Genomic DNA, 12,772 nt, shown 5'->3' on the forward strand with positions numbered 1-12,772 from the left:
GAACGCGCTCATGCAAGAAAGTATTCAATTAGTGATTGATTCCGCACCGTATTTGCTCAAAGGTGCGGTCTTTACCCTCCAGCTTAGTATTGGCGGGATGTTCTTCGGGCTGGTGCTGGGCTTTATTCTCGCGCTGATGCGCCTGTCGCCGATTGCGCCGGTGCGCTGGCTGGCGCGCTGCTACATCTCTATCTTTCGCGGCACGCCGCTGATTGCCCAGCTGTTTATGATTTACTACGGCCTGCCGCAGTTTGGCATCGAGCTGGACCCCATTCCGTCGGCGATGATTGGCCTGTCGCTTAACACCGCGGCCTATGCCGCCGAAACGCTGCGAGCGGCGATTTCATCGATCGACAAAGGGCAGTGGGAAGCGGCCGCCAGTATTGGCATGACCCCGTGGCAGACCTTGCGTCGGGCGATTCTGCCGCAGGCGGCGCGGGTCGCGCTGCCGCCGCTGTCGAACAGCTTTATCAGCCTGGTGAAGGATACCTCGCTGGCCGCCACCATTCAGGTGCCGGAACTGTTCCGCCAGGCGCAGCTGATTACTTCGCGCACGCTGGAAGTGTTCACCATGTACCTGGCCGCATCGCTGATTTACTGGGTGATGGCGACGGTGCTGTCGATGCTGCAAAACTATTTTGAAAACCAGCTTAACCGCCAGGAGCGAGATCCGAAATGAGCGCGATAGAAGTCAAAAACCTGGTGAAAAAATTCCACGGACAGACGGTGCTGCACGGCATTGACCTTGAAGTGAAAGAGGGCGAAGTGGTGGCGATTATCGGGCCGAGCGGCTCTGGTAAAACCACGCTGCTGCGCAGTATTAACCTGTTGGAGCAGCCGGAGAGTGGCACCATTCGCGTGGGGGAGATAACCATTGATACCGCGCGGCCAATGAGCCAGCAGAAGGGGCTGATTCGCCGCCTGCGACAGCACGTTGGTTTTGTGTTTCAGAACTTTAACCTGTTTCCACACCGCACCGTGCTGGAAAACATTATTGAAGGGCCGGTGATTGTGAAAGGCGAGGATAAACCCGGTGCGATCGCCCGCGCTCGCGAGCTGTTAGCGAAGGTCGGGCTGACAGGCAAGGAAGCGAGCTATCCGCGACGTCTTTCCGGCGGCCAGCAGCAGCGCGTAGCCATAGCCCGCGCGTTGGCGATGCGTCCGGACGTCATTCTCTTCGATGAGCCCACCTCCGCGCTGGACCCGGAACTGGTCGGTGAGGTATTGAATACCATTCGCGCGCTGGCGCAGGAAAAGCGGACGATGGTTATCGTTACCCATGAGATGAGCTTCGCGCGTGATGTGGCCGATCGGGCTATTTTTATGGATCAGGGGAGAATCGTCGAGCAAGGGGAGGCAAAAGCCCTGTTTGCCAATCCACAGCAGACGCGTACGCGTCAGTTCCTCGAAAAATTCCTCATGCAATAGCGCTAATGCGCGCCGGGTAGCCCAACCGGCGCGCGTCGGCGGCTACTTAATTTATATCGCAAAGGATGACCACGTGCGGGCATCCTCTTTTCAATGAAAAATTTTACTTAAGTTCGCCTTATTAATAGGTGGACATTATTTCATTACGGGCGCGCGTAAAGGGCCTGATTGCAGCTATATCGCGTGTTACGTTGCAAAAATGCGGCAATTTAAGATTATTTGGCGATAGCGTGATATTTTATACATATAAATAAGATTTATGTGTTAGGTTTTAGTATTCATAAAAATGATTGTTGATCAGGGGGTTTCTCGTTTGTTATGAGAGACGATGATTTTTTCAGTTGGCGGCGGGAAGTGCTGCATCTTTTCCAGGCGGCGACAGCAAGCGCGCAGATATACACGTTACTTCAGCAGCAAACCGAATATCTGGAATATGATTTCTTCGCCCTGTGCGTTCGTCACCCGGTGCCGTTTACCCGGCCCCGCATTTCGGTGTATACCACCTATCCAGATGCCTGGATGTCGCACTATAAGTCGGCAAACTATATGGCTATCGATCCGGTGCTGAAACCGGATAATTTCTCACTGGGCCATTTGCGCTGGGATGATGAACTCTTTAGCGACGCCCAGGAGCTGTGGCACGCTGCGCGCGAGCATGGTTTGCAAACGGGGGCCACGCAGTGCCTGATGTTGCCGAATCATGCGCACGGTTTCTTATCGGTGTCGCGTTCACGCGTGCTGCGCGTTGCTCAGGATGAGGATGAAATGGCGCTGCGCTTACAGATTCTGCTGGAAATGAGCCTGTTGGCATTATTACGCGTCGAAGACGAAATGGTGATGCCGCGCGAGATGAAATTCAGTAAGCGGGAATTAGAAATTCTGAAATGGACTGCGGAAGGAAAAACATCGGCGGAAATTTCGATGATTCTGTCTATTTCAGAGAATACGGTGAATTTCCATCAAAAGAATATGCAGAAGAAATTCAATGCGCCTAATAAAACGCAGATTGCCTGCTATGCGGCGGCGATTGGTTTGATCTGACTTGTATTCACACGTTCTGCGTGCCAGACGGCAAACCGACCGTCAGCAGCGATGCCGACGGCCGGTTTTTAATTACTGGCGATAAGCTTGTTTAATTTGCTTAACGGTACTGGAAAATACGGCAGCCTGAGCTTCATCTTCTAACTGCGCAATTTGCTTTTCCATCTTAATAATCACACGGCCGGCGTCAGCCTGCCCCATCGCTTGCAGCATCAGGGTCAGCATGGCCTTCAGGCAGGAGAGTTCCTGGGCCAGATTTTGATTATTTTCAGCGGTGGAAAAATCAGGTGTGCTCATTTATTGCCTCGTACAATTTCTGCGCATTATGCGCGATGCGGATGATGAAAGCGGCGCAGTATACCACAAGCGGAGAGAAAAAAAGGAGTGCCTGTTTTTTGTGCGCTGCTCAGAGCTGATATTAATTATTATTTTCGACTGCATGGGCAGTGGCTTAGCCGCAAATTGTTTAAATACGGTTCCTGCATCGTTAATAGTTGTTACATATTATAGGGGCTATTTAGCAAATATACGATAAAGCGCCTGTTTACGCCGATAATCACCGCCTGCATACTGATAACGGCCTTTGGCATCTTACTGTTTTTAAGAGCTTTCCAGCATCTGTACATGAATATTTCCAAAAACGAGATCGAAATCGAAGCTCTGGCATTTTTAGACTTTCACAGATGATATAAAACCCGGTAGTATGGGGGAATTAAGCAGTAGTAGCGTTATCCCTATTCTGGAGATTATTCCTTTGATCAACGTCCTTCTTGTTGATGACCACGAACTGGTGCGCGCAGGGATACGACGCATTCTGGAAGATATAAAAGGTATTAGAGTGACCGGCGAGGCAAACTGCGGGGAAGATGCGGTGAAGTGGTGCCGTGCTAACCCTGTCGACGTTGTGCTGATGGACATGAACATGCCCGGCATCGGCGGCCTCGAAGCTACGCGCAAAATTGCGCGGTCTGCGGTCGATACCAAAGTCATTATGCTGACCGTACACACGGAAAATCCGCTACCGGCGAAAGTGATGCAGGCTGGGGCTGCAGGCTATCTCAGCAAAGGCGCCGCGCCGCAGGAAGTGGTTAATGCTATCCGCTCCGTGTTCTCCGGCCAGCGTTATATTGCGTCCGATATCGCTCAGCAGATGGCCTTAAGCCAGATCGAGCCAGAAAAAACGGAATCGCCGTTCTCCAGTTTGTCTGAACGTGAATTGCAGATTATGCTGATGATCACAAAAGGTCAGAAGGTGAATGAGATTTCAGAACAGTTGAATCTGAGTCCCAAGACGGTCAACAGCTACCGTTATCGTATGTTTAGCAAGCTGAACATCCACGGTGACGTTGAGTTGACGCACCTGGCAATTCGCCATGGCCTGTGCAATGCGGAGTCGTTAGCAAGTCAGTGAGTGATGTTTTTGATTCAAAAGCCTTTCTGAAAACCGTAACCAGCCAACCCGGCGTTTATCGTATGTATGATGCCGGCGGCACGGTTATTTATGTTGGCAAAGCCAAAGATCTCAAAAAACGCCTTTCCAGCTATTTTCGTGCTCAGGTTGCTTCACGCAAAACGGAAGCGCTGGTCGCGCAAATTGCGCAAATTGACGTCACCGTGACCCACACCGAAACGGAAGCGCTGCTGCTCGAACACAACTACATCAAGCTCTATCAGCCGCGCTACAACGTACTGCTGCGTGATGATAAATCGTATCCTTTTATTTTTCTCAGCGGCGATACCCACCCGCGCCTGGCGACCCATCGCGGCGCTAAGCATGCGAAAGGCGAATACTTCGGGCCATTCCCGAACGGCTATGCGGTACGGGAGACCCTGGCGCTGCTGCAAAAGATTTTCCCCATCCGCCAGTGTGAAAACAGCGTGTACCGCAACCGCTCGCGCCCCTGCCTGCAATACCAAATCGGCCGCTGTCTCGGGCCGTGCGTGAAGGGGTTGGTGAGTGAAGAAGAGTATGCGCAGCAGGTGGAATACGTGCGGCTATTCCTTGCCGGTAAAGATGATCAGGTGCTGACGCAGCTGATTGCGCGTATGGAAAAAGCCAGCCAGGCATTGGCCTTTGAAGAAGCGGCGCGTATTCGCGATCAGATTCAGGCGGTGCGCCGGGTTACCGAGAAACAGTTTGTCTCCAACAACGGTGACGATCTGGACGTGATCGGCGTGGCCTTTGAAGCCGGTATGGCCTGCGTGCACGTGCTGTTTATTCGCCAGGGCAAAGTGCTCGGCAGCCGCAGCTACTTCCCGAAGGTGCCGAACGATACTGAACTGGGCGAGGTGGTGGAAACCTTCGTCGGTCAATTTTATTTTCAGGGCAGCCAGGTGCGCACGCTGCCGGGTGAGATCCTGCTCGACTTTACGCTGCAGGACAAAACGCTACTCGCCGATTCTTTATCAGAGCTGGCCGGGCGACGCATTCAGGTGCAGACAAAACCGCGCGGCGATCGCGCGCGCTATTTAAAGCTGGCGCGTACCAATGCGGTGACCGCGCTGTCGACTAAACTTTCCCAACAGTCTACCGTCCATCAGCGCCTGCAGGCGCTGGCCGCCGAGCTGAAGCTGCCGGCGATTAAGCGGATGGAGTGTTTTGATATCAGCCATACCATGGGTGAGCAGACGGTGGCGTCCTGCGTGGTGTTCGATGCTAACGGCCCGCTGCGCGCCGAGTATCGCCGCTATAATATTACCGGCATTACCCCGGGCGATGACTATGCGGCCATGAACCAGGTGCTGCGTCGCCGCTATGGTAAAGCGATTGATGAGAGTAAAATTCCTGACGTTATCCTGATTGACGGTGGGAAAGGGCAGTTGGGGCAGGCGAAAGCCGTGTTTGCCGAACTTGATGTGCCGTGGGATAAACATCACCCGCTGCTGCTGGGGGTGGCAAAAGGCAGCGACCGCAAAGCGGGGCTCGAGACGCTGTTCTTTGAACCGGAAGGCGAGGGGTTTAGTCTGCCTCCGGACTCGCCGGCGCTGCACGTTATTCAGCATATTCGTGATGAGTCGCACGATCACGCCATTTCAGGCCACCGTAAAAAGCGCGCGAAGGTCAAGAGCACCAGTTCGCTGGAGACCATCGAAGGCGTAGGGCCGAAGCGACGCCAGATGCTGCTCAAATACATGGGCGGCCTGCAGGGTTTACAGCAGGCCAGCGTCGAAGAAATTGCCAAAGTGCCCGGAATCTCGCTTGGCTTAGCAGAAAAGATCTTCTACTCGTTGAAACATTAGGGGCTCTGTAGCAACATAGGGCTAATATTTACTAACAACAGATAGTTACCGCGCCATGCAATATAATATCCCTACATTGCTTACGTTGTTCCGCGTCATCCTGATTCCATTTTTCGTGCTGGCGTTCTACCTTCCTTTTGTCTGGGCGCCGTTCGCGTGCGCGCTGATCTTCTTTGTCGCCGCCGTGACCGACTGGTTTGATGGCTACCTTGCCCGTCGCTGGAACCAGAGCACCCGCTTTGGCGCTTTCCTCGATCCGGTCGCCGATAAAGTCATGGTCGCCATCGCCATGGTGCTGGTAGCCGAGCACTACCACACCTGGTGGGTTACGTTACCGGCGGCAACGATGATCGCCCGTGAAATTATTATTTCCGCGCTGCGCGAGTGGATGGCTGAGCTGGGTAAACGCAGCAGCGTTGCCGTCTCCTGGATTGGTAAAGTGAAGACCACCGCGCAGATGACCGCGCTGGTGTGGATGCTGTGGCGTCCGAATATGTGGGTTGAGTGGGCGGGTATTGCATTATTCCTGGTGGCGGCCGTGCTGACGCTGTGGTCTATGCTGCAATATTTGAACGCGGCGCGCGGTGATTTGCTTCAAGAGTGATCGTTTCGACGCAATTTTCAGCAAACGATGCAAAGTTGCGAAAAATACCGTTGACTCACCGCGTCAGATAAGTAGAATGCAACGCATCGAACGGCAGCACAGATTGCCAGACGATAGCAAAATCAAGTGGTTAACGAACCAACTTGATAATGCGGGAATAGCTCAGTTGGTAGAGCACGACCTTGCCAAGGTCGGGGTCGCGAGTTCGAGTCTCGTTTCCCGCTCCAAATTAAAAGCATCGGCAATAGCGGGTGTTTAAGATTTAAAGGCGCGTTAGCAAAGCGGTTATGTAGCGGATTGCAAATCCGTCTAGTCCGGTTCGACTCCGGAACGCGCCTCCACTTTCTTCCCGAGCCCGGATGGTGGAATCGGTAGACACAAGGGATTTAAAATCCCTCGGCGTTCGCGCTGTGTGGGTTCAAGTCCCACTCCGGGTACCATGGGAAAGTAAAGAATAATCAAAGCAATAAGCAGTGTCGTGAAACCACCTACGGGTGGTTTTTTTGTGCCTGAAATTCACACTCTGTACATATCCTGTACTCACTGAGTGCAATGAATTGTTTTCCCACGCACGTTAATGCGATCTCACTTCATTCCCCTCAAACACAGAGAACAGGGCGTACAGTTCTGGTCTGATTTCGAGTCATGTTGTTTAGATGCGTTTGAAGATTCTGAATCTGAATAAAAGTTGTTACCCCCTTTCGAAATGCTAAAGGCAAGTATTGACGAAGAGTGAATTATGGGCATTAGTATTATAAGAATGGCACTATGACGTGACTTAGAGCATTACTTCCCATCGATTCATTAACCAGTCTAAAAGCGCATCAGCATCTTTCACAAAATATTGGTCTGTCCCTTTCTCTCCTCCGCGTGGGCCAAATGTTGCTGTCGAAATCTTGAAGCCTTCCCCGGTGTATTTGCACCAGATGTGATAGGTATCCCCTGGTGACCAGTAATAGTGAATTTCCCCATAAGGAGTGTTTTCCTTTGGTTCCCGGTAATCGAAATAGCCTCGAGCTGAATCTTGTAGCTCTGTAAGTAGTGCGTCGAAAATCTCACGCGTTTTAAGCGTCATGGGATGTTTAGACAAATCGACAACCTTTGCCTTCTTGGCATTCAGGCGATCACGGATCATTGATGCTGAATCACTCTGCGTGCTGGTGGCTGCGGGTGTCGTTATATCGGCACTCAGAGCGAGGACTATAGTTTGCAGCCGGGCGATCTCTTTTTGCGCCTCCGACAGCTCAATCTGACATTGGCTGAGTTCAGAAAGTGCATTTTGGTATGACTCATTCAGGACTATCTTCTCATCCTGCAATGAGGTTGCACGTTCGCGGATACGGCGGGCTTCGACCAGAAGAGCATTGTACTTGTCAACTAACTCGCGTTCTCGATCTGCCCTAATAGGCGCGGTTTCTTCCCGGATAACATGCAGAGAACTCAGGCGTACACCTTCACGCTCTGCATAGCTGAATGCCTGACGAAATGCGTTAGTAGCTTCTTCTTTGTTTGAATTGCCCAGCGCCAGCGCTAGGGATTTAACTGCTTTGCTCATCATTTACTCTCATGCTCGAAAAACGCCAGGGCTTGTATTTCTTCGCGTTTCGCAGAAACGTCAATTAACAGGACAGTTAGGGTAATCCCCCCAATTTTAATGGAGGTGATAAGTAGAATAGGGACATTCGCTGAATATGCTGCATCGTGTTTAGCCATTCAGTGCCATATTTAGGCGTTTGGGATTATAAAACGATTGCCACTGGGCCGCATAGTTTTACATTGCATCCAGTGAGTGAGCTTCCTGTACTCCATTTGCATCTTCCGAAGTCTGAAAAACGATGGGTGCCCGTGACAGGTTCTATAAGCTTTAGCGAAGCTGATCATACGATCACTGACTATATCGTCGTATATTACCGCCCGCAAAGGCCGGATGACTATAACGGTGGGTTATCCCCAAACGAATCGGAAAACCGATACAGCAAAAACTTTAAATCGGTGGCGAGTTTTAGTTGATCACTACACACTCCGGGTACCATGGGAAAGTAAAGAATAATCAAAGCAATAAGCAGTGTCGTGAAACCATCTACGGGGGTTTTTTTTGTTTTTGTCCCTTGTGTTCACTGCGCCTCAGCCATCGCTTTCCCCACTCAGATCGATAACGGCTGCACTGCCTGACATCAGCGTTTTACACAAAATCTTATAGCCATCGTGATCGAAACCGGCCTGCTGGCGCGATAGGGTTGCAGCTTCGGCAAGCGAACCAACCGAGCCCAGCCACATCCAGTTGCGGATAATATGATACTGAATGAGATCATCGCTCTCCTCTGGCAATGCGATCGCCCCACGCCACGGCCAGCAGATGAGCTGAAGCTGCTCAAGTGCACAAAGCAACCTGTGGTGGTGTGCGTCGAGGGTCTCTTTACCGCAGCAGGCACCGGCGCAGCGGTGAAGCGCCGAGCGAAAACAGCCGCGCCCTTTATTCAGCGGTTCGAGGCCGAGCAATCCGTAACAGAGCCGGTGCGCGTCGGCAATAGACCGCAACGCTTCCAGCGCAGTGCGACGATTGGCGAACAGCCCGTATAAGCCAGCGTGATGAGAAAAGTCGATTTCTTTTGCGTACACTACCTCAGGCTTTCTGTTCTGCATATGCAACGCGCACAGCTGGTGGCTGCGGCGCAGGCGCTTATTGAACAGCGGCTGCTGTGCTTTAATCATTTTAGCTTCCAGCAGCAGTGCGCCGATTTCCCCCGCGGTGCGCGTCCAGCTTATTCTTTTCGCCTGATAGAGCATGGCGGCTTCATCGGGCGTACGCAGGTGTGACAGCACCCGGCTGCGCAGGTTGATGCTTTTCCCAATATAGAGCGGCAACGTTTCACTTTCGCCATGAAAGACATACACGCCGGGCAAGGGTGGGATCGCCGAAATAAACGGGCGCAGGTGCTCGGGGTACGCGTATATTGCGGCGGGGGAAAATTGTGGGCGGTACGTTGGGCGTGAGGGCAAGTGGCCTCCGGTATCTGTTTATTTAAACAGTATAACGACAAAATCCAGAGGGCTCCAGAATGGCCAGGGGAACACGTCAATCGTTGGGGCGGGGAGTGTCAGGCCGGATACAGAATATCGCGCCGGGTATTCATGATGTTATGGACGATATTATTCTTATTGCGCATAGTAAAATTTACAAATGTGTAACATTCGTGGTCTTTCTGCTATAACCCTTAGTTTACCGTTTTGACAGGAAATGTTTATGCCGGAAATCAATGAGTTTGGCCAGTGGGTAAACGATCGTATCCCCGACTGGCAGGGGGCCGGGGCGCTGGCGCGTGCGCCGCTGTACGGCCGCTTTTGTTGGCTGGAACCCCTCAATGCAGCGCGTCACGCCGCCGATCTGTACGAGGCCTACGCGCAGGGCGAAGAGAGCGACTGGACGTGGCTTGCCAGTTCGCGCCCCGACTCTCTTGTCGCCACCGAACGGTGGGTGCAGGTCAAAGTTGATGACGCTGCGCTGGTGCCTTATGCGGTGATCGACCGACGCACCGAGCGGGCAGTCGGACTGGTCAGTTTTATGGCCATCGATCGCCAGATGGGGTCGGTAGAAATTGGCCACGTGACGTGGTCGCGGTTGATGAAACAAACGCCGCTGGGAACCGAAGCCGTGTGGCTGCTGCTGAAAAATGCGTTTGAACAGGGCTACAGACGGCTGGAGTGGAAATGTGATTCGATGAATCTCGAATCCCGCCGCGCCGCCGAGCGCCTGGGGTTTAGCTGGGAAGGGCGCCTGCGTCAGCGGATGATCCGTAAAGGTCGCACCCGCGATAGCGACTATCTGTCTATCATCGACGGTGAATGGGCGCGCTGCGAAGCGGTCATCTGTGCCTGGCTGGCTGAAACTAACTTTGATGCGCATGGGCGGCAAATTCAGCGTCTGGAAACGTTCAGGGACAACGCGTGATCTGACGTTACGTTAGCGTCAGACCCTCAGCGGCAGGCCGTTGCACCATTAGTTAACATAAGTTGCACAATTTGCAACAAAAATGCACAAACCGTGACTATTGCAATATTTATGTACTTTATTGTTAAGCAGATGTGATCCCTCCCGTAATTTCACTTCGCCGGTGCAGAGGCCCTGCAACGGCGCTCTATACTCAGAATTGTCAAAATCCGAGCGCGGGTTGTGCAAAGTTGGCAACCATTTTGCTTAATGATTTGGCCTGAGAAGCGTAAGGAAACCTCGCCGTTATCAGCAGGATATTGTCAGGATGTCGTTTGTCCGGCGCAATGCGCCGGTGGTTCGGCTTCACACCGTAATGCATAAACCTCTTTTGCTAAGGTAGATAATAATGTCGCTGAAATTAATAAAAAGTCCGCTTTCGATTGTGTTGGCAGGGTGTCTGGTGACGGCGTTTTCCGCCCAGGCCGATATCGTTATTGGCGTTGCCGGGCCTTTTACCGGGCCTAACGCGACCTATGGCGATCAATATTGGCACGGTGCGACTCAAGCGGCGGAAGATATTAACGCCGCCGGTGGGATTAACGGCGAAAAGATTAAGCTGGTGCAGGGCGATGACGCTTGTGAACCTAAACAGGCCGTAGCGGTAGCGAACCGTCTGGTCGATCAGGATAAAGTTCAGGCCGTTGTCGGCCACTTCTGTTCATCTTCTACTATGCCGGCTTCCGAGGTCTATAACGATGCCGGGGTGCTGGCGATTACCCCGGGGTCAACCAACCCGCTTATTACCGAACGCGGTATGAATGACATGTTCCGTATGTGCGGCCGCGATGACCAGCAGGGTGACGTTGCCGGCAACTTCATCATTGATAAGCTGAAGGCGAAACGGGTGGTTATCATTCACGATAAAGATACCTACGGTCAGGGCCTGGCGGATGCCACCCGCGCAGCGCTGGCCAAACGCGGCGTGAAAGAGGTGATGTATGAAGGCCTGTCGCGCGGCGAGAAAGACTTCAACGCGCTGGTGACCAAAATTGGTGCGCAGAAGCCGGACGTGGTGTTCTTCGGCGGCTGTCATCCGGAAGCCGGACCGCTGGTACGCCAGATGCGTGAGCAGGGCGTGCAGGCGAAATTCTTCTCCGGTGACTGCATTGTGAACGAAGAGATGGTGACCGCTGCCGGCGGACCACAGTACACCAATGGCATCTACATGACCTTCGGCAAAGATCCGCGCCTGATCCCGGACGGTAAAGCGGTGATTGAGAAATTCCGTGCCAATAAGTTCGAGCCGGAAGGCTATACCCTCTATTCCTATGCTTCTATTCAGGCTATCGCAGCGGCGTTTAAAGCCGCAGGACCCGACTCGGCGAAAGCCAGCGCCTGGCTGAAGGCCAATCCGGTGGAAACCGTGATGGGTAAAAAAGCCTGGGACAGCAAAGGCGATCTGAAAGTCTCCGACTATGTCGTTTATCAATGGGATGACAAAGGCAAGTATAAGGAAGTTGAGTAACCGGATGGAGTCACGCTCAGCGCCGGTATGGCAGCATACCGGCGCTTTAAAACATGGCCAATAACACGAGCGCGCGAAGATGGAGACATTCTTTTTACAACAGTTAGTCAATGGCTTGACGCTAGGATCGGTCTACGGGCTTATCGCCATTGGTTACACCATGGTTTACGGTATTATCGGCATGATTAACTTCGCCCACGGCGAAGTGTATATGATCTCCGCCTATCTCTGCGCCATTGGACTGGCGCTGCTGTCCTTCTTTGGCCTGCACTCTTTTCCTCTGCTGATCCTCGGCACGCTGGTGTTTACCATCGTGGTGACGGGGGTATACGGCTGGACGATTGAGCGTATCGCCTATAAGCCCCTGCGTAACTCCACACGCCTGGCGCCGCTGATTTCGGCGATCGGCATGTCGCTCATTTTGCAGAACTACGCGCAAATCAGCCAGGGGCCGCGTCAGCAGGGCGTGCCGACGATGCTGGACGGCGTACTGCGCCTGCATCTGGGTGAAGGATTTGTGCAGATAACCTACACCAAAATCTTTATCCTGCTGGCCTCGTTTGCCGGGATGCTGCTGCTGACCTGGATAATCGGCCACACCCGTCTTGGGCGAATGTGCCGTGCGGTACAGCAGGATCGTAAAATGGCCTCCATTCTGGGGATCAATACCGATCGCATCATCTCGCTGGTGTTCGTTATTGGCGCGGCGATGGCAGGGCTTGCCGGGGTATTAATTACCATGAACTACGGTACGTTTGATTTCTATGCCGGGTTTATTATCGGCATCAAAGCCTTCACCGCGGCGGTGCTGGGCGGTATTGGTTCATTGCCAGGCGCGATGCTCGGCGGGCTGTTGCTGGGCGTGGCTGAAGCGCAGTTCTCGGGGATGGTCAACTCAGACTATAAAGACGTGTTCTCGTTCGGGCTGCTGGTGGTTATCCTGATTTTCCGTCCGCAGGGGCTGCTTGGCCGCCCGATTGTGGCCAAGGTGTAGGAGCGGACG

The 12,772-nt window shown here is 52.9% G+C and carries 12 protein-coding genes, 3 tRNA genes and 1 pseudogene; 13 read left to right on the forward strand and 3 right to left on the reverse strand.

What is annotated here, in order from left to right; translation table 11 throughout:
* Positions 1-10 precede the first annotated feature (10 nt).
* The 3 genes from tcyL (at position 11) to sdiA (ending at position 2,469) form a co-directional block, all read left to right on the forward strand.
* Entirely contained in the window at positions 11-679 is a 669-nt protein-coding gene (gene tcyL, locus H7R56_RS09370; protein ID WP_106927887.1) for a cystine ABC transporter permease, read from the forward strand.
* Positions 676-1,428 carry an L-cystine ABC transporter ATP-binding protein TcyN gene (tcyN, locus tag H7R56_RS09375; protein ID WP_106927885.1) on the forward strand — a complete coding sequence of 251 codons (753 nt, stop codon included), beginning with the start codon at positions 676-678 and terminating at the stop codon, positions 1,426-1,428. Before tcyL ends, tcyN begins: the two co-directional genes overlap by 4 nt.
* 318 nt (positions 1,429-1,746) lie before the next feature.
* Entirely contained in the window at positions 1,747-2,469 is a 723-nt protein-coding gene (sdiA, locus tag H7R56_RS09380; RefSeq protein WP_106927883.1) for a transcriptional regulator SdiA, read from the forward strand.
* 72 nt (positions 2,470-2,541) lie between these two features.
* On the opposite strand, the gene H7R56_RS09385 is transcribed toward sdiA, so the two are convergent.
* Positions 2,542-2,766 carry a DUF2594 family protein gene (locus tag H7R56_RS09385; protein WP_035894108.1) on the reverse strand — a complete coding sequence of 75 codons (225 nt, stop codon included), beginning with the start codon at positions 2,764-2,766 and terminating at the stop codon, positions 2,542-2,544.
* A 457-nt stretch (positions 2,767-3,223) separates the two neighbouring features.
* On the opposite strand from H7R56_RS09385, the gene uvrY reads away from it, so the two are divergent.
* From uvrY to H7R56_RS09415, 6 genes are all read left to right on the forward strand, one after another.
* Positions 3,224-3,880 (forward strand): UvrY/SirA/GacA family response regulator transcription factor, encoded by a 657-nt coding sequence (gene uvrY / locus H7R56_RS09390; RefSeq protein ID WP_064544562.1) that lies wholly within the window; start codon positions 3,224-3,226, stop codon positions 3,878-3,880.
* Positions 3,877-5,709 (forward strand): excinuclease ABC subunit UvrC, encoded by a 1,833-nt coding sequence (gene uvrC / locus H7R56_RS09395; RefSeq protein ID WP_106927881.1) that lies wholly within the window; start codon positions 3,877-3,879, stop codon positions 5,707-5,709. The genes uvrY and uvrC overlap by 4 nt, the downstream gene beginning before the upstream one ends.
* Positions 5,710-5,764: 55 nt before the next feature.
* Complete coding sequence (gene pgsA, locus H7R56_RS09400; RefSeq protein WP_106927879.1) at positions 5,765-6,313, forward strand: CDP-diacylglycerol--glycerol-3-phosphate 3-phosphatidyltransferase; 549 nt, start codon at positions 5,765-5,767, stop codon at positions 6,311-6,313.
* A 151-nt stretch (positions 6,314-6,464) separates the two neighbouring features.
* Positions 6,465-6,540 (forward strand) — tRNA-Gly (locus tag H7R56_RS09405).
* Positions 6,541-6,580: 40 nt separating this feature from the next.
* Positions 6,581-6,654: transfer RNA gene (locus H7R56_RS09410), tRNA-Cys, on the forward strand.
* Between the two features lie 12 nt (positions 6,655-6,666).
* Positions 6,667-6,753: transfer RNA gene (locus H7R56_RS09415), tRNA-Leu, on the forward strand.
* A gap of 338 nt (positions 6,754-7,091) precedes the next feature.
* On the opposite strand, the gene H7R56_RS09420 is transcribed toward H7R56_RS09415, so the two are convergent.
* Complete coding sequence (locus H7R56_RS09420; RefSeq protein WP_106927877.1) at positions 7,092-7,871, reverse strand: hypothetical protein; 780 nt, start codon at positions 7,869-7,871, stop codon at positions 7,092-7,094.
* Positions 7,872-8,129: 258 nt separating this feature from the next.
* Between H7R56_RS09420 and H7R56_RS09425 the strand changes: the two are divergent.
* A pseudogene (locus H7R56_RS09425) lies at positions 8,130-8,323 on the forward strand (IS110 family transposase); the annotation flags it as partial.
* A 114-nt stretch (positions 8,324-8,437) separates the two neighbouring features.
* Here H7R56_RS09425 and cho read toward each other — a convergent pair.
* Positions 8,438-9,313: an excinuclease Cho gene (gene cho, locus H7R56_RS09430; RefSeq protein WP_106927875.1), complete on the reverse strand. Its 876-nt coding sequence runs from the start codon at positions 9,311-9,313 to the stop codon at positions 8,438-8,440.
* A gap of 244 nt (positions 9,314-9,557) precedes the next feature.
* Between cho and H7R56_RS09435 the strand changes: the two genes are divergently transcribed.
* The 3 genes from H7R56_RS09435 (at position 9,558) to H7R56_RS09445 (ending at position 12,763) form a co-directional block, all read left to right on the forward strand.
* On the forward strand, positions 9,558-10,262 hold the full coding sequence (locus H7R56_RS09435) for a GNAT family N-acetyltransferase (RefSeq protein WP_106927873.1): 705 nt from the start codon (positions 9,558-9,560) through the stop codon (positions 10,260-10,262).
* 388 nt (positions 10,263-10,650) lie between these two features.
* Positions 10,651-11,769 (forward strand): branched-chain amino acid ABC transporter substrate-binding protein, encoded by a 1,119-nt coding sequence (locus H7R56_RS09440; RefSeq protein WP_182928587.1) that lies wholly within the window; start codon positions 10,651-10,653, stop codon positions 11,767-11,769.
* 79 nt (positions 11,770-11,848) lie between these two features.
* Complete coding sequence (locus H7R56_RS09445; RefSeq protein WP_106927869.1) at positions 11,849-12,763, forward strand: ABC transporter permease subunit; 915 nt, start codon at positions 11,849-11,851, stop codon at positions 12,761-12,763.
* Positions 12,764-12,772 lie beyond the last annotated feature (9 nt).

This window comes from Klebsiella sp. WP3-W18-ESBL-02 (assembly GCF_014168815.1).
Lineage (GTDB): Bacteria > Pseudomonadota > Gammaproteobacteria > Enterobacterales > Enterobacteriaceae > Kluyvera > Kluyvera ascorbata_B.

What these genes read in the sequence shown, in the direction of transcription:
- tcyL (WP_106927887.1), top strand. Translation starts at nt 11, where the DNA reads ATGCAAGAAAGTATTCAATTAGTGATTGATTCCGCACCGTATTTGCTC.
- tcyN (WP_106927885.1), top strand. Translation starts at nt 676, where the DNA reads ATGAGCGCGATAGAAGTCAAAAACCTGGTGAAAAAATTCCACGGACAG.
- sdiA (WP_106927883.1), top strand. Translation starts at nt 1,747, where the DNA reads ATGAGAGACGATGATTTTTTCAGTTGGCGGCGGGAAGTGCTGCATCTT.
- H7R56_RS09385 (WP_035894108.1), bottom strand. Translation starts at nt 2,766, where the DNA reads ATGAGCACACCTGATTTTTCCACCGCTGAAAATAATCAAAATCTGGCC.
- pgsA (WP_106927879.1), top strand. Translation starts at nt 5,765, where the DNA reads ATGCAATATAATATCCCTACATTGCTTACGTTGTTCCGCGTCATCCTG.
- H7R56_RS09420 (WP_106927877.1), bottom strand. Translation starts at nt 7,871, where the DNA reads ATGATGAGCAAAGCAGTTAAATCCCTAGCGCTGGCGCTGGGCAATTCA.
- H7R56_RS09435 (WP_106927873.1), top strand. Translation starts at nt 9,558, where the DNA reads ATGCCGGAAATCAATGAGTTTGGCCAGTGGGTAAACGATCGTATCCCC.
- H7R56_RS09440 (WP_182928587.1), top strand. Translation starts at nt 10,651, where the DNA reads ATGTCGCTGAAATTAATAAAAAGTCCGCTTTCGATTGTGTTGGCAGGG.
- H7R56_RS09445 (WP_106927869.1), top strand. Translation starts at nt 11,849, where the DNA reads ATGGAGACATTCTTTTTACAACAGTTAGTCAATGGCTTGACGCTAGGA.